Source organism: Spiroplasma endosymbiont of Colias croceus (assembly GCF_964020095.1).
Lineage (GTDB): Bacteria > Bacillota_I > Bacilli_A > Mycoplasmatales > VBWQ01 > Spiroplasma_E.
This window is the reverse complement of sequence record NZ_OZ026536.1, coordinates 1,519,997-1,537,424: the sequence shown is the minus strand read 5'-3', so window position 1 is coordinate 1,537,424 and position 17,428 is coordinate 1,519,997. Positions and strand designations below refer to the sequence as shown.

The 17,428-nt window shown below is 25.1% G+C and carries 18 protein-coding genes; 8 read left to right on the top strand and 10 right to left on the bottom strand.

The window, feature by feature from the left end; genetic code table 4:
* Positions 1-5: 5 nt before the first annotated feature.
* From AACL24_RS09585 to AACL24_RS09570, 4 genes are all read right to left on the bottom strand, one after another.
* Positions 6-197, bottom strand: a complete 192-nt coding sequence (locus AACL24_RS09585; protein WP_339046451.1) for a hypothetical protein — start codon at positions 195-197, stop codon at positions 6-8.
* Positions 187-342, bottom strand: a complete 156-nt coding sequence (locus AACL24_RS09580; RefSeq protein ID WP_339046449.1) for a hypothetical protein — start codon at positions 340-342, stop codon at positions 187-189. Before AACL24_RS09580 ends, AACL24_RS09585 begins: the two co-directional genes overlap by 11 nt.
* Positions 343-473: 131 nt before the next feature.
* Positions 474-962 (bottom strand): hypothetical protein, encoded by a 489-nt coding sequence (locus tag AACL24_RS09575; RefSeq protein ID WP_339046447.1) that lies wholly within the window; start codon positions 960-962, stop codon positions 474-476.
* 341 nt (positions 963-1,303) lie between these two features.
* On the bottom strand, positions 1,304-2,020 hold the full coding sequence (locus AACL24_RS09570; protein WP_339046445.1) for a hypothetical protein: 717 nt from the start codon (positions 2,018-2,020) through the stop codon (positions 1,304-1,306).
* A 327-nt stretch (positions 2,021-2,347) separates the two neighbouring features.
* On the opposite strand from AACL24_RS09570, the gene AACL24_RS09565 reads away from it, so the two are divergent.
* The 5 genes from AACL24_RS09565 (at position 2,348) to dnaJ (ending at position 9,253) form a co-directional block, all read left to right on the top strand.
* Entirely contained in the window at positions 2,348-4,489 is a 2,142-nt protein-coding gene (locus AACL24_RS09565) for an ATP-dependent Clp protease ATP-binding subunit (RefSeq protein WP_339046443.1), read from the top strand.
* Positions 4,490-4,572: 83 nt separating this feature from the next.
* Positions 4,573-5,586: a heat-inducible transcriptional repressor HrcA gene (hrcA, locus tag AACL24_RS09560; RefSeq protein ID WP_252320996.1), complete on the top strand. Its 1,014-nt coding sequence runs from the start codon at positions 4,573-4,575 to the stop codon at positions 5,584-5,586.
* Positions 5,587-5,601: 15 nt separating this feature from the next.
* Positions 5,602-6,246, top strand: a complete 645-nt coding sequence (locus AACL24_RS09555; RefSeq protein WP_281748893.1) for a nucleotide exchange factor GrpE — start codon at positions 5,602-5,604, stop codon at positions 6,244-6,246.
* 14 nt (positions 6,247-6,260) lie between these two features.
* A complete protein-coding gene (dnaK, locus tag AACL24_RS09550) occupies positions 6,261-8,108 on the top strand; it encodes a molecular chaperone DnaK (protein WP_339046440.1) in 1,848 nt (615 codons plus the stop codon).
* Positions 8,109-8,128: 20 nt separating this feature from the next.
* Positions 8,129-9,253, top strand: a complete 1,125-nt coding sequence (gene dnaJ, locus AACL24_RS09545; RefSeq protein ID WP_339046438.1) for a molecular chaperone DnaJ — start codon at positions 8,129-8,131, stop codon at positions 9,251-9,253.
* A gap of 264 nt (positions 9,254-9,517) precedes the next feature.
* Here dnaJ and AACL24_RS09540 read toward each other — a convergent pair whose 3' ends face one another.
* From AACL24_RS09540 to AACL24_RS09530, 3 genes are all read right to left on the bottom strand, one after another.
* A complete protein-coding gene (locus AACL24_RS09540) occupies positions 9,518-9,925 on the bottom strand; it encodes a transposase family protein (protein ID WP_339046436.1) in 408 nt (135 codons plus the stop codon).
* A gap of 23 nt (positions 9,926-9,948) precedes the next feature.
* The gene (locus AACL24_RS09535) at positions 9,949-10,371 is read right to left on the bottom strand and encodes a transposase family protein (protein ID WP_339045912.1); all 423 of its coding nucleotides are present in this window, start codon (positions 10,369-10,371) and stop codon (positions 9,949-9,951) included.
* An 83-nt stretch (positions 10,372-10,454) separates the two neighbouring features.
* Positions 10,455-11,303: a DUF1295 domain-containing protein gene (locus AACL24_RS09530; protein ID WP_339046434.1), complete on the bottom strand. Its 849-nt coding sequence runs from the start codon at positions 11,301-11,303 to the stop codon at positions 10,455-10,457.
* Positions 11,304-11,526: 223 nt separating this feature from the next.
* Between AACL24_RS09530 and AACL24_RS09525 the strand changes: the two genes are divergently transcribed.
* The 3 genes from AACL24_RS09525 to AACL24_RS09515 all read left to right on the top strand — a co-directional run bounded on the left by AACL24_RS09525 (position 11,527) and on the right by AACL24_RS09515 (position 13,107).
* Entirely contained in the window at positions 11,527-11,715 is a 189-nt protein-coding gene (locus tag AACL24_RS09525; RefSeq protein WP_339046432.1) for a hypothetical protein, read from the top strand.
* Positions 11,716-11,835: 120 nt separating this feature from the next.
* Positions 11,836-12,612 carry a BspA family leucine-rich repeat surface protein gene (locus AACL24_RS09520; protein ID WP_339046430.1) on the top strand — a complete coding sequence of 259 codons (777 nt, stop codon included), beginning with the start codon at positions 11,836-11,838 and terminating at the stop codon, positions 12,610-12,612.
* A gap of 177 nt (positions 12,613-12,789) precedes the next feature.
* A complete protein-coding gene (locus AACL24_RS09515; protein WP_339046428.1) occupies positions 12,790-13,107 on the top strand; it encodes a hypothetical protein in 318 nt (105 codons plus the stop codon).
* Positions 13,108-13,246: 139 nt separating this feature from the next.
* Here the strand turns inward: AACL24_RS09515 and AACL24_RS09510 are convergent.
* From AACL24_RS09510 to AACL24_RS09500, 3 genes are all read right to left on the bottom strand, one after another.
* A protein-coding gene (locus AACL24_RS09510; RefSeq protein WP_339046426.1) for an IS5 family transposase occupies positions 13,247-14,076 on the bottom strand; the annotation gives its coding sequence in 2 pieces (ribosomal slippage) (positions 13,247-13,680 and positions 13,680-14,076; 831 coding nt in all).
* Positions 14,077-14,109: 33 nt separating this feature from the next.
* Positions 14,110-14,280: a hypothetical protein gene (locus tag AACL24_RS09505; RefSeq protein WP_339046424.1), complete on the bottom strand. Its 171-nt coding sequence runs from the start codon at positions 14,278-14,280 to the stop codon at positions 14,110-14,112.
* A 179-nt stretch (positions 14,281-14,459) separates the two neighbouring features.
* A complete protein-coding gene (locus AACL24_RS09500; protein ID WP_339046422.1) occupies positions 14,460-17,417 on the bottom strand; it encodes an AAA family ATPase in 2,958 nt (985 codons plus the stop codon).
* Positions 17,418-17,428: the final 11 nt, after the last annotated feature.

Genomic DNA, 17,428 nt, shown 5'->3' with positions numbered 1-17,428 from the left:
ATTTATTACACTCCTTTAAAATTTTCTAATTGTAATTCATTAATATAATATTCATATAAGTAATCTCAATTATTACTTGTTAAATACATATCTTCTTCAATCATTTCATCTATACATTTATTACAATAATATGTATTTTCAATTTCATGTAATTCAGAAAATCATATATATTTTTCATTATGAATATTACATTTCATTTTTTTCACCTATTAATTTATAAAAACATTTATTACAAGTTCTATTTGCAAATGATGAATTTTTATGACAAATATCACATGAACCAAATATTTTTTCTTCTTCATATTTTATATATATTCTTTTATCTTCTTTTAAATTCAACATAATTAATTCCTTTCTATAATTTTTAATATTTCTTGTATTTCAATATATTTTTGATTTTTAAGTAATTTTTCATTACATAAATTTTTAATTAATTTTATTTTTTCAACATTTAATAACATATTTAATTTCCTTTAATACTTCAAATAAAATATTTTATTATTATGAGTTGATATATCTTTCATTGGTGTAACAATATAATTTATTGCTAAATCATTATGTTTATATGGATTATTGATTTTAAAACTTTTCATATCTTGTTCTCATGTAATGTTATATTTAAAACATTCTTGATTTTTATCATTTTTAAAAATATAATAACTATTATATTGTTCATAAAATTCACAAGATATTAATTCATTTTCATTTGAATTAATATTTGGAATATTTTTAATATATTTTAAAATATCACTACCTTTAACACTTTCAATATCTTTTGTTATTGATTTTTTACCTAATTTATAATAAAAATCTTCAATTATTTTTAATGCTATTTTTTTATTTTTTTCATCAATAATAGTATCTTTAATAGGAAATCATGTTTCATATTCACCAATTTCTAATAACATACCTTTAGTTGTTTCTTTAATTTTATTTTTAATATCTAAATTAACATTAATCATTACGTATCCTTTCTATGTATAAGCCTTATCACCTACAGTGATAAAAGGCTTATATACTACTAACTACTTATCTACTATACGTAAGGCTTATGCTACTGTAGGTAGCAAAGCCTTGGAGGGTAGGGGTTCTAGGGGAAGGGAACCAAAATTTCTGAAATTTTCAAAGAGCAACAGAAAAATTACTATTGGTTAATTCCAGCACAATAGCCTACATAATTTTTTATTTAGTTATGTAATAATTAATTACTTTAATAAAGTGCTGGTTTAATAAAATAATTAATTATAATTGTTTAACAATTAAAAAATGAGAGTATTATCTCTCATTTAACTTCTTTTTAAATCTAACCATTAACTTTATACGCCCTAGAAATTTCTAATCCTGATTTTTTAAAAGGAGGATGCACATAAAAAACAAATATTTCATTACTAAAACTATCCTTAGTATTTGCAAATGGTCCAATTGGAAATATTTTAGCACGCGTTTCAAAATTAGATTTTTGAAAATTAGTACTTGGTTGTAAATTATATGGAACTTCCATTAAAGTATTAATGTCACTTGCTTCATATATTGTTGCAAAAAGTCCTGCATCAATACTTTCTTTAATTGTTTGATGATATTGTAAAATTAAATTATTACTTTTTTCATTAAAAGTATGACCAAAAGCACCCGCAGTAAGAAAACCTTGTGCATTTTTAAAATAACTACTATTATCATTAATAATACTTTTTAATTGACTATAACCTTGATCATTAATAATATCATTGGTTTCAATATTACTATGTGTTCAATCATTATTAATAATTTGATCATAACTATCAAAATTAACATTTAATGGTGTACTTTTAACATTATTATATAAATATTGTGAATCATTATTTCAAGATTTAATACTATTAACTAAGTTACGATTTGATGACTTAACAGTAATATGAAAGCCGCTAACTTTACTATTACTAGTTTGATGATTTTTATTATTAAAACTAATACTTAATACTGAGGTTACTAATAAACTGCTAGCACTAAGTAATAAAATTAATTTTTGTTTAAATTGTTTCATAATATTTCCTTATAAATTTAATATTTAAAAGTTATTAAATTACTATTTTTTATTTTTATCTAGCAATTATGTAATTAGTATATCAATTCTTTTAAAAATATGATATATATTATTTACACGAGAAATATATATTTAAGATCTAAAATACCTACAAGATCTATCACAAATATTAATATTATATTAAGTTTCTTTAATTGAAAATACTTATCCCTAAGTCAATTAAATATAAAATTAGCAGTTACTACTTGAAACTGCTAATTTTATTTGTTAGTATATTAATATGATTAGCAATCAAGTAATTATAGTGCTAAAAAGAGGAGTGACATTATGCAATTAAATGAAATCCCTAACTATAGTAATGATCCTAAAATTCTTGATAAATTTGCTCGTAATCTAATTGTACAAGCTAAAACAGGAAAAATGGATCCTATTATTGGACGTGATGAAGATATTCGTAAAGTAGAAGAAATACTCTCACGAAAAACTAAAAACAACCCCGTCTTAATCGGTTTACCTGGTATTGGTAAGACTGCTATTATTGAAGGTTTAGCCCAACGTATTGTTCGTGGTGATGTTCCCAGTAACTTAAAAGATAAAATTATTTATGAACTAGATATGGGAGCACTAATTGCTGGCGCTAAATTCCAAGGTGAGTTTGAAGAACGATTAAAAGCGGTTATTAACCAAATTAAAAATTCTAATGGAAAAATTATTTTATTTATTGATGAACTACATTTAATTGTTGGTGCTGGTAGAACACAAGGTTCAATGGATGCTTCTAATTTACTAAAACCAATGTTAGCACGCGGTGAACTACGTTGTATTGGTGCCACAACACTTGACGAATATCGTCAATACATTGAAAAAGATGCAGCCCTTGAACGAAGATTTCGTAAGATGATTATTAAAGAACCAACAACAGAAGATACAACTGCTATCTTACGTGGTTTAAAAGAACGTTTTGAAGCTTATCATGGTGTCAAAATTCATGATAGTGCATTAAGAGAAGCTGTTTATCTATCTAATAAATATATTAATGATCGTTACTTACCTGATAAAGCAATTGACTTAATTGATGAAGCTTGTGCTAGTATTAAAACTGAAATTGCTTCGGTTCCTAGTGATTTAGATGATATAAGAAGAAAAGTCTTACAATTAAAAATTGAACAAGCAGCCTTAAGCAAAGAAAAAGATGAAAATTCGCAAACAAGACTAATTGAAGTCGATAAACAATTAAAAACTAAAAAAAATATTTTACAACAATTAGAAGATAAATGAATCAAAGAAAAGTCAGCATTAGACCATATTACTAGTTTAAAAAATAAATTAGAAAATGCTAAATCAGAATTAGAATTGTATCAATTATCAGGTAATTTTACAAAAGCTGGTGAACTACAATATAGTATTATTCCCAACTTAGAAAAAGAACTTAAAGATAGTGAAAATATAAAAAAAGATAATCCTTTACTACGCGAAGATGTTACTAGTGAAGATATTGCAAAAGTTGTTGCAAAATGAACTGGCATTCCTGTTACTCGTTTATTAGCAACCGAAAAAGAAAAATTATTAAAATTACCCTTAACTTTAAATACGAGAATTAAAGGTCAAAGTAATGCCCTACAGTTGGTAAGTGATGCTTTAATTAGAGCTCGTGCTGGCATTAAAGATCCCAATCGCCCAATTGGTTCATTTATTTTCTTGGGTCCAACCGGTGTTGGAAAAACTGAAGTTGCTAGAACCTTAGCTGATATTTTATTTGATAGCGAAAAAAATATGGTTCGTATTGATATGTCAGAATTTATGGAAAAACACGCAGTTAGCAAATTACTAGGTTCACCTCCTGGCTATGTTGGTTATGAAAACGGTGGACAATTAACCGAAAAAGTAAGAAGAAATCCTTATAGTATCATTCTTTTTGATGAAATCGAAAAAGCCCATCCTGAAGTATTAAATATTTTATTACAAATTCTTGATGAAGGTAGAATTACAGACAGTCATGGTCTCTTAATTGACTTTAAAAACACAATAATTATTATGACTTCAAATCTTGGTTCACAAGAACTATTAAGTGGTAAAGATAACAGCAAAGAGCAAGCATTAAATATCTTAAAAAAATCATTTCGACCAGAATTTATTAATCGAATTGATGAAATTGTTATCTTCAATCCATTAAGTAAAAAAGTTATAACAGAAATTATTATTAAAGAATTAGATACTTTATTATTGCGATTAAGACAAGAAAAAAATTTACAATTATCTTATGAATCAGAAGTAGTTAATAAAATACTAAAAGATGCTTATGATGAAGAATATGGCGCACGACCGATTAAACGCTATATTCAACACTATATTGAAACTATTATCGCACAAGCTATTATTAAAGAAGAACTAATACCCCACAAACGAATGATAATTACTATCAATAAAGACAATATGTTTATTCTCAGTAAAAAAATAAAATTCAATTAAGTCTTGATATTATTACACTCTCAGTTATAATTATATAAGTATTGGCATTCAATGTTAATGAATGCTAAAAAAGGTGGTGAACAATGTTAAGTAACAGACAATCACAAATTTTAAAAATCATTGTTGAAAAATATATTAAAACAGGATTACCAATTGGTAGCAAAACTATTTTAGAAAATAATAACAATATTAATTTTTCTAGTGCTACTATTCGTAATGAATGTGTTGAATTAGAAACATTAGGATTATTAGAAAAAGCACATAGCTCTAGTGGTCGTATTCCTTCAACAAAAGGTTATCGCTATTATGTTGATAATTTAATGAATATGGGTGAACATCAAGAACTAGAAATCTTGAAGAAAAAAATAGCAGAAGTATTTAATAACCGTAACTTAGTAATTACCGAAGTATTAAATAAAACTAGTAGTATTTTAAGTGAAATGACTAATTTGATTAGTATTGTTACTGGTCCTAATATTAATGAAGATACTTTAAAAAAAATTGAATTAATACCGATTAGTAATGATAATGCTTTAACAATTTGTATTACTAGTAATGGTCATGTTCAAAACAAAATGTTTAATATTCAAGAAACATCATTAACCGATTTATCAATTGCCATTGATATTTTTAACACCAGATTAATTGGTACTAAAATTAGTGAAATTAGTGAGAAAGTAAATTTATTAAAACCAATCCTTGAACAACAAGTACAAAAATCAGAATATATTATTCAAGGATTTGTTAACACTTTAATTAATTTCTCACGACCACTATCAACAACACACGGTGTTCAATATATGTTAGAAAATCCTGAATTTAATGATATTAATAAGGTTAAAACAATTATTAAATTCATTGAATCACAATCACCATGAATGTATTTTGATGAATTAAATAATAATCAACTACAAATTAAAATTGGTGAAGAACTGGGTAATGAAAATAACGATATGGCAATGATTACTACTACTTTTAAAGTTCATGATGGTGAACAAGGACAAATTGCAATTGTTGGACCTAAACGTTTAGAATATGAAAAACTAACTGAAATTCTAAATTGGATTAATCAAACATTGATTAAAAACTTTAAATAGAAATGAGATGATAAAATGACAAAAGCTAAAAAAGATAACATTGATAACGTATCAGCAACAGAAACTAAAGATACAACTATTTCAACTCCTGTTACTGAAACACCAGTAAGTGTCGAAGAAGAAAAAATATCATTAAATAAAGAAATCGAATTAGAAACAAAAATTAAAGAATTAACAACAGAACTTAATAAAATTAATTCACAACAAAAGCAATTAATGCTAGCTACTAGATTAAATACCATTAAAGAATTAGAAATTCAAAATAAAGAACACATTAAATATGCTAACCAAAAAATTATTAAAGATTTAGTTCATACTTTATTAAATTTCCAACGAGCACTAAACTTTAAAACTGATAATGCAGCTGTTCAAAATTTCCTAGTTGGTTTTAAATTTATCTATGAAGAATTAATTAAAGCACTTGGTAAAGAAGGTTTAAAAGAAATTACTGCTAAAGTTGGAGATCAATTTAATTCTCACCAACATGAGGCAGTAGAAATTATTAATGATAATACAAACAATGCTTATCAAAATGTAAAAAATAATACTATTGTTGAAGTTATAGCTAATGGTTATGAATTGCATAATCGTGTCATTAGCACCACTAAAGTTAAAGTTTTTCAAACTAAAGAAGAAAAAACAGAAACAAAGAAAAATTAAGGAGTGAAAATATTATGTCTACAAATAAAACAACAAATAAAGAAATCATTTTAGGAATCGATCTAGGAACAACTAATTCATGTGTTGCCGTAATGGAAGGTGATAAGCCAAAAGTTATTGAAAATGCCGAAGGCGGAAGAACAACACCATCAGTTGTTGCTTACAAAGATGGTCAAATTATGGTTGGTGAAGTTGCTAAACGTCAAGCTATTACTGATCCAGATAATACTGTTAGTTCAATTAAAAGAATTATGGGAACTAAAGAAACAGTTAAAGCCGGTACTAAAACACGTAAACCAGAAGAAGTATCTGCAGAAATTTTACGCACTATTAAAACTTTTGCTGAATCAAAATTAGGTAAAAAAATATCAAAAGCAGTTATTACTGTTCCTGCTTACTTTAACAATGAACAACGTGAAGCTACTAAAAATGCAGGAATTATTGCAGGATTAAAAGTAGAAAGAATTATTAACGAACCAACTGCTGCTGCCATCGCTTATGGTTTAGACAAACAAGATAAAGATCACAAAATTTTAGTATTTGACTTAGGTGGTGGAACATTTGACGTTTCAGTTCTAGAATTAGCAGGTGGAACATTTGAAGTATTATCAACTAGTGGTGATAACAAACTTGGTGGTGACGACTTTGATGCCTTAATTGTTCAACATTTAGTTAGTGAATTCAAAAAAAGTAATGGTGTTGACTTATCAAAAGATAAAATGGCAATGCAACGTTTAAAAGATGCTGCTGAAAAAGCAAAAAAAGACTTATCAGGAGTAGTACAAGCTGATATTTCATTACCATTTATTTCAATGAATGCCTCAGGTCCATTACATTTAAATGAAAAATTAACACGTGCCAAATTTAATGAACTAACAAAATCACTAGTTGAAAGAACTATTGCTCCTGTTCGTGATGCCTTAAAAGAAGCTAAATTAAGCAAAAATGAAATTGATGAAGTTATTTTAGTTGGTGGTTCAACAAGAATCCCAGCTGTGCAAGAAGTTATTAAAAACGAAATTGGTAAAGAACCACATCGTGGTGTTAACCCTGATGAAGTAGTAGCTTTGGGTGCTGCTATTCAAGGAGGAGTATTATCGGGTGATGTTACTGACGTTTTACTATTAGATGTAACTCCTTTATCATTAGGTATTGAAACTTTAGGAGGAGTAATGACGCCATTAATCTCTCGTAATACTACTGTTCCTACTAAAAAGTCACAAGTTTTTTCAACTGCTGAAGACAATCAACCCGCTGTTGATATTAGTGTTTTACAAGGAGAACGTCCACTAGCTAAAGATAATCATTCACTGGGTCGTTTCCAATTAAGTGGTATCGAACCAGCACCAAGAGGTGTTCCACAAATTGAAGTTACTTTTGATATCGATGTTAATGGTATTGTATCTGTTAGTGCTAAAGATCTAAAAACTAATAAAGAACAAAAAATTACTATTAGCAATAGTGGTACTTTAAGTAAAGACGAAATTGAAAAAATGGTACAAGATGCTGAAAAGAATCGTGAAAACGATGAAAAACATAAAGAAGAAATTGAATTATCTAATCAAGCACAAGCCTATATTTATGATATTGATAAAATGACTGCTGAAGTTACTAAATCAGCAAAAGAAGGCGAAGCAGAAAATCCACAAATTGCTGAAATGAAAAAACTACGTGATGACTTACAAAAATCACTAGATGAAAAAAAATATGATGATTTAAAAGAAAAACTAGAACAATTAAAACAAGCATTTGCTGCTGCACAACAATTTATGAACCAACAAAAACAAGAACCAACAGATCATATTAAAAAAGATGATAATAAAAGTGATGATGTTATTGATGTTGACGCAACAACTAAATAAAATAATTAGAGGTGGACAAAATGGCAAGTAAAAAACGTGATTATTATGAAATTCTAGGAGTTTCGCGTAATGCTACTCCAGATGAAATTAAGAAAGCGTTTCGTACGCTTGCAAAAAAATATCATCCCGATTCACCAAGTGGTGGTGATGAAGCTCGATTTAAAGAAATAAGTGAAGCTTATCAAGTTTTATCTGATACTAATGAAAGAGCAAAATATGATCAATTTGGTCATGATATGCCCGGAGTTGGTAGTTCTTCTGGCTTCGGTGGCTTTGGTGGTTTCGGTGACTTTAGTTCGGCATTTGGTGACTTATTTGGTGACTTATTTGGTGGTAATAGAAGACAACAACAACAACGCTATAATGGTAAAACACCAGGTGATAATATCCTAACAAAAGTTGAAATTAGTTATCGTGATGTATTCTTTGGCAAAAAAATGACCATTAGTATTAACATTGATGTTGCTTGTAAGGATTGTAAAGAAACTGGTGCTAGAACTCCTAATGATATTAGTACATGTGATAAATGTAAAGGTAAAGGAGTTCTTGAATATGTTCAACAATCACCATTAGGTATGTTTAGACATCAAGGTGTTTGCAACCAATGTCAAGGACTTGGTAAAATTATTCGTCAAAAATGTTTAAAATGCAAAGGACATCGCTATTATATTGAAAATCAAAAATTAGAATTTGATATTCCTCGCAGTATTTTTGATGGTCAACAAATTAGAATTAAAGGTAAAGGTAAAATTGGTCATAATGGTGGCACTCAAGGCGATTTATTTGTTGGTATTAATATTAAGCGACATGCTTTCTTAGATCGTCAAGGTAGTGATATGTATATTAAATTACCAGTATCTTACTTAGATATTATTTTGGGAAATATTATTATGATTCCTACCTTTGAAGGAATAATTAAACATAAATTACCATTAGGACTACAATACGGTGACAAAATTACTTTAAAAAATCAGGGATTCTATTACCCTAATAGTAGTAAACGTGGTGATTTACATGTTATTCTTGATATACAAATGCCTAATAAAGTTACTAAAACAGAGCAAGAAAAATTATCAAATATTAATAACGAAACTAAATTTGATCCAAATGAAGATTTTGTTAATAGTGCAATAAAAAGAATTTAATAAATTAATATATAAAAAATAAGAACATATGTTCTTATTTTTTATATATTAATTTTTTCACTGGACATATTCCGTAATTAAATTTAATTAATTGTCAATAAAATTGTTTTAAAACTATTTAGTGTTATTGAATATAGAAATAAATATTTTTTGAAAAAATAGTTTAAAAAATGAGTTTACATTTTAAACAAAAAATTGTTAATAATATTTTTATATTAACTCGATAAAAATTTAAATTTTAAAAAAATATTTTTAATATTTTTTTTATTTTAATGGTTTTATTTTATTAAAAATTTCACAAAGTAAGTTAAATCTTAAGTACATAAGTCTAAATTTAGATTTTCTACATTTATTTACTAAAATTTTGAATCTTTTCAATCAAGCAAAGACATGTTCAACTTTAATTCTAATTTTAGATACAATCTTATTGTATTTTCTTTCTTGTTTAGTTAATTTTTTATTTTTAGTTCTTTTAATTGGTATTATTGTATTTTTATAAATATTTTGTATACCTTGATATCCTAAATCACCAATAATTATTGTTTTTTCTGAAAATTCAAGATTTGAATTTTTTAATATTTGAAAATCATGCACTTTACCATTATCAGCAAAAATATCAACAATTTTTTTATTAAAAAAATTATATACAATTTGAAATTTTATAGAATACATTCAACTTTTACCAGAAAAATATTCTAACTGTAGTTTTTTTTAGTTGGTCTTTCAATTTCAATCTCAGTTGAATCAATTAAATAAAATTGAAATTCATTTGAATTTTCTTGTTTTTTATCAATTTTTAATTTATATCTTTCTTTTAAAAATTGGTAATCTTTGTGGTTACTAAGTTTATTTTCTACTCAAGTAATATTTCGAAAACAACTTGATGGGCTCATTTTAGATTTAATACTCATTTGAAAAAAAGTATAATATTCTTTTCAGTATAATAAAGTCATCATTAATCTTTCTTCTACTGAAAGTTTATTTTTTCGACCTTTATTTTTTTCTAATTTTTCTATTTCAATTAATTTTTCTAACATTTCATTAAAATGAAAACGTTTTATACCAAAATATCTATAAAATTCTTCATTTTTTAATTTTTTTAAATTTTCAAAAATCATTTTTATCAACACTTTTCTAAATTTATTGTTAATAACAAAATTATAAAATAAATTTTAAAATTATTAATTGACTTTTAAAAAATTTAATTACGGAATATGTCTACTTTATTAATTGGACCTTTTTTACCAATATAACACATTACACAACTAGTTTCATTTAAATATTTGTAATAATCTTCATTAGAGTGGAACCTTTGTCATTGTTTTACTTCTCATATTGGTATGTCGGTAATATTAATTACTACAACATTAAAATACAACGGACTTAATAATCATAATAAATGAAATAAATAATTTATATCACTATTAATATTTTTAAATAATAAATCACAAATAAACAATGCTGTCATCATATATCAAAACCCAATTTCTGCTAAATAATTAGGGTGACGACAATCTTTTCATAAACCATAATTAATAAAAAATAAATCATGTTTTTTCTTTAAGGAAAATCTAAACTTTTGTCAATCTGCAATTGTCTCAATAACTAAAAATAAAATAGCAAGCATAATAAAAATAAGTAAGTAATTATTAAATGTACTATTAAAATAACCAATATCAAGACTTAATGCAAAAACCGTAGGAATACTAATCATAAAAACTGAAATTCCTTGTAAAATTGAAAAAATACTAAATTTTCAAAAATTAATAATAATTTTATCAAAACGATATTCAACCTTATGTTTAATAATTTTTAATAATAAAAAACTACCTAATCTTAGAGCTCAAATATTATAAAGAACAAACAACGAAATTTGGACAGGACTAAAATTTTGCTTTCACGCAACGATGATCACACTTAAATAAATAAAACTTAAACAATAAATAATATCAGTTAAAATAGTAGTTTTAAAAATAAAAGCTATCATAAAGAAAATAAAATTAATAGTTAATGATATTAAAAATATTCAAAGTATAATATAAAAATCCATAATAAATACCTCTCTAAATTATATTAAATATATTTCAATTATAACAACTAATGAAATAAGTTTAATAACTTAGATTTAAATTTTAATTTTGTACAAAAATATATTTAAATTATATATTTTAAATATATAATTCAATTATAAACTTACATAATATAAGTTTATAATTAACTTTAGTTTTAAAGTAATTGAATTTTTAATTTTAAAATAAAGGGGAATTAAAATTATGCCATCAATAACTGAAATAGTTAATATATATTACACACAAGATTTATTAAAAGAAAGAGAAAAAAATAAAAATATTAAAAAAGAAAAAGTAAATGACAAATTAGATGTTATTAAAATAAATGCTAATGATACACAAAATAAACAAAATTCAATAAACAAAGATAATAGTTATTGTAGTATTTCATAATTTGTTATTAATACAAATATACAAAAATAGTTAATTGCATTTATTTTTAAAAACACTAAAATGTAGTTAACTTCTTAAATTTAAGAAGTTATTGGAAAAAATAAAAAGGGGGTTTTCATAATGAAAACATTATTAATAGCAGTAAGTCTTTTAACACTTGCAACAACCACAGGAAATTTAACAAGTTTCTTAAACTCAACTATACAAAAAAATGATATTACAACTAACTATATTCAAAATAAAACTCAACAAGACACAATTTATATTGACAAAGATGGCAAACAAATAACAACTAGTGAAAGAGACCTATCAAAGATAAATAGTAAAGAAATTATTCAAATTGGATTTTTTAAAAATACATTAGAAGAAATTCAAGTTGTTAGAATGCCAAGAACAATTGAAAAAGTACCTGACAAATTACCACCAGAAATCACATCTTTAAAAAATATGTTTACAGGTGCAACCTTATTCAATCAAGACCTTTCAACATGAGATACTTCCAATATAACAAATATGAATTTTACATTTAATGGAGCCACTTCATTTAATAGTAATATTACTAATTGAAATGTTTCTAATGTAAAAAGTACTTTTGTTATGTTTGCAAATGCAACTTCATTCAATCAAGATCTTTCAACATGAAATGTATCTAATATAAACCGTTTTAGTCTTATGTTTTATGGTGCAACCTCATTCAATCAAAACCTTTCAAATTGAAATACTTCTAATGCAGTATATATGAATTTTATGTTTTATGGCGCTAAATTATTTGATCAAGACCTTTCAACATGAAATGTAAAAAAAGTAAGAGAACATAGTAACTTTGCAAATTATTCAGGAATTACTAATCCTAATAAATTACCAAAATTTAAAAATAATATTATAACAATATATTAATTAATATATTACTAATTTTTCTTGCCTTTTATATTAATACTTAAAGTGTTAAAATTAAGATGGATAGAAAATATTTCCAAGTTTTGGATTAATATTATCATTCCTAAAATTTATAGAAACTATTATTAATCCAAAATATCCTTTTAATTTATCACATATATAAAGAAGGTGTTTAAAATGAAAAATTTAATTACTGCCCTAAGTGTTTTAACACTTGGTACAACTGTAGGAAATTTAAGTAGTAACTTAAAGACTAATCAAAAAACAGAAGCTGTTAATACTATTTTAAACCAAGATATAAAAAAAGTAAGTAATGTTGATTTATCTAATATTACTGCTGAAAATAACGTTTGAAAATATCTAACAAAAAATAACGTAGCAACATATGCAGGTGGCGAAAACTATTATCAATATTATTTTGCTTACCATGTTATTGGATTAAATCATGATACATTAGACTTCTTGCAAAACTATGATATTAATCACATTTTTTAAGTTTAAAAATTTATTTTAATAACACTTTTAATATTTTTTAAAAATTATTGTTCAAAATATGTTTTATTTTTTGTCATTAAAATACAACAAAAATTATTATTTCAAATAAAAAAATAAAATATTAAATTATCAAATATATTTAAATTAATAATTGTAAATTATAAATTGAAGCTATTAAATTAAATCTTAATGCAAATTTTTTTCTTCTATTTCGATATTTTTCACTAATAATTTTAAATTTTTTAAGAATCGCAAAAACATGTTCAATAACAACTCTCATTTTTGAAATAGCCTTATTATTTTTCTTTTCTTCTTTAGTTAAAGGGTTTTTCTTTGATTTTCGTTTAGGTAATAAGACATTTTTATGTATGTTTTGTATACCTTGATATCCTAAATCTACTAAAATAGTTGTTTCTGATAAAAATTTCGTTTTTGAATTTTTTAAAATTTTAAAATCATGATTTTTACCATAAGAAAAATAAGAACTTATAATTTTTTTACTATCTTTTTCAATTATGACTTGAGTTTTTATTGTATGTTTTTTCTTTTTTACTGAATAATATTGTTTTTGACTTTTTTTGGGCGTTGAATAGTACTTTCAGTCACATCAATGATAACTGTTTTATCTTTAAAATTATTATTTAACAGTGATTTTTGCCCATCAAGTTGTTGAAAATCAGGATGTTTTATTAAAGTATTTTCTATTCACTTGATATTCCTATAGCAACTACTTTCACTAATTCCATAACTTTTAGCAATATGAAAATAAGTTCGATACTCTCTTCAATATTCTAAAGTCATTAATAAACGATTTTCTAATGATAATTTATTAGGTGTACCACCATTTTTAAACTTTTTTACTTCTTCTGTCTTTAAAATTTCTAGAATTTTATTAAAAATAATATCATTTATACCAGTTAATCTTAATAATTCTGGATTGTTAATAGTTTTTAATTTATCAAACATCATAGATTACCTATCTTTTTTATTTTTAATTTTATTTTAAAAATTAAAAATAAAAAAGATAGGTTTTGCAAGAAGTCTATTACATAAATTAAATAATGCGATTGGTTCGGGAATAGGAGCAGTCTCTGCTGTCCTAGGTGTTGCCTTACCAGCATTAGCTCCAATAATTGGTGCAGTTGCAGCAATATTAATTGCACAATGATACATATGACAAATTTCTGACTATGATAATGGTAATGGAGTTGTTATTGATATGGTTAGTTTAACACCAACATGAATCGTTAATGTTTCATCACAATAAAAAATAATAATACTTAAATTTATTAAAAACAGACCTGTGAAATAGGTCTGTTTTTAATAAATTTATTTTTAATATAACATAAAATTTAAACGACATAATTAACATTTTTCACTGATTTATCGCTTTCAATAATTTTTTTAGCATCTGCTAATTTAATGGCTACCATTTTCGTAATTCCTTGATTTTGCATAGTTGTACCATATAATACATCACAATTTTCCATTGTGCCTGGACGATGAGTAACAATAATAAATTGTGTATATTGTGAAAAACTACGAACATATCTAGCAAAACGCTCTAAATTTGCTGGATCCAATGGTGCTTCAACCTCATCTAATATTGTCAATGGCAACGGCTTGACTTTTAAAATAGCAAATAATACTGCTAATGCAACTAATGATTTTTCACCACCTGATAATAAGTTTAAATTACTAATTCTTTTACCAGGAGGATTAGCAAGCACTTCCACACCTGTATTTAAAATATCATCAGGTGATGTATATCGTAAACTACAAGTTCCTCCACCAAATAAAGTTTGAAATGTTTCGGGCAATACCATATTAATAGCTTTCATTGTTTCATCAAATTGCGTTACCATAACATTATCCATTTCATCAATGGCTGTTAACAAAGATTGTGATGCTAATTGTAATTCATCATGTTTAGTTTTTAAACGTAAATAACGTTCATTTTCATTTTCAAATTCTTCAATAGCATTAATATTTACAAATCCTAAATCTTCAATTTCACTACGTAATTGTTGTACCAAATTACGTGCTTGTTGTTCGTCTGCTAATGGTTCACTATAATGTTCTCTAGCATATTCATAAGTTAAATTATAAGTTTCAACTAAACGTCTTAAATGTTGTTCTACTTTTGACTCCATTTTTACTTGTTCAAGCTTTTGATTATTTAATTTATCACTAGTCATAAAATGTTCTTGATTTAAACTATATAATTCATTTTCTAAACTTTGCATTTGTTCTAATAATTGATGTTTCTGTTTACGAATTAATTGTAGTTGACTTTTTATTGTTGCTTGATCATATTTAGAATTTTCATATTGAATAAAAATATCATTTAATTGGTTTGTAGTATCAATATCTAATTTTTTACCAGTTAATGTTTGATATTGAGTAGTTAATAATTGTGATTGATTAGTGATATCACTAATTTCACTAATCAGTTTATTTATTGTTAAAGTAATTGTCAACTTTTGACCTTGATAATTATTTAATTCGCTTTCAATACTTGTTCTTTGGACATTTATATTAACTAATTGTTGTTCTAATGATTTAATTTCTTCTTTTAATTCAGAAACTATTAACTTTTCTTTAAAAACATTAATACTATTTTGATGTTGATAACCTCCAACAATAGCACCACCAGCTTTAATTAATTGACCATCTAAAGTTACACATTGGTATTTAGCAGCAATTAATTGTGAAATAACTCTTGCGCTTTCTAAGTCTTCACAAATAATAGTACGACCTAAAAGAAAATTAATAATCGGCTGAATTCTATTATCAACTGCTGTAACTAAATGATGAGCAAAACTTAAATAACCTGATTTATTATTAACAATAATTTCATCTTCTTTAGTCGCTGTTCGAACTTGAATTGAATTTAAAGGTAAAAAAGTGGCAATTCCCGCTTTATTTTGTTTTAAAAATTCAACAGCCTTGGTTGCATCTTTGTTAGTCGCCGTAACAATGTTTTTTAAAGTATTGCCCAATACTTTAACAATCGCTTCACTATAAAGATCGGGCACCGAAATTAAATCACTCACTACTCCAATGATGCCATATAGTTTATCTTTATTATTTAAAATTGTTTGAACACCCAAATATTTTTGATTTTGTCGTTGTTGATAATTAATTACCGATTCTAATTGTGCTTTTTTTTCACCTAAACCACGATGAATATTATTTTGTCCTAAAATTAAATCTTGATGTTGAACATTTAGTTCTTCAAATAAATTATTAATTTTATCAAAATTTTCTTGTTCTTTTTTTTGTAAAAAAGTTTTTTGTTCAATAATAGTAAGCAAAGTTTCAATTTCATTTTTTAATTTTTCAACTTCTGTTTGATCTTTTATTTCACTTTGTTTTGTTTTCATTAACGATTTTTGTTGTTCTAAAACTTGCAATAAACTATTAACATTAGATAAATTCATTTCTAAACTATTAATGTTTTTATCTAAATCATAACTTTTATTTTTTAAAAATTTTAATTGTTGTTCATTCTTACTAATATTTAAATTAAGTTGTTGTTGTAAAATTTCATTATCATTTATACTAACTGTTGTAAGTTTTAATTGATTATGATATGTCTCCAAATCTTTAACAATAATAGTAATTTCATATTTTTTTAAATTATCACGTAATTCAACATAAGTTTTAGCTTTCTGTGCTTGTTTTGCTAATGGTTCAATTTTTCTACTTATTTCACTAATAATATCATTAACTCGAACTAAATTTTCATTAGTACGCTCTAATTTACGTAATGACTCTTCTTTCCTCTTTTTGTATTTTGAAACACCAGCAGCCTCTTCAAATAAAGTTCTTCTTTCTTCTGGCTTAGAATCAGCAAATCGTGAAACATTACCTTGACTAATAATTGCAAGTGAACCTTTAGCTAAACCTGTACCCATAATAATTTCTTGTACATCTTTTAAACGAACACGAGCTTTATTAATGTAATATTCATTTTCTGAACTATTACGAAAAGTTTTTCTAGTAATTTGTACTTCATTAAAATCAACTTTAAATATTTTATTAGTATTATCAAAAACTAAAGTAACTTGAGCACTATTTAATGGTTGTTTTCCTTTAGCACCATTAAAAATTATATCTTCACTATTTTCACCACGTAATGATTTAACTGATTGTTCACCTAAAACTCAACGAATAGCATCATTAATATTAGACTTCCCAGAACCATTAGGGCCAACAATACCTACAATATTAGTATCAAATTCTATTGTTAAAGGCTCTGCAAATGACTTAAAACCATATGCTTCGATTCTTTTTAAGAATGCCATCTTACCTCACC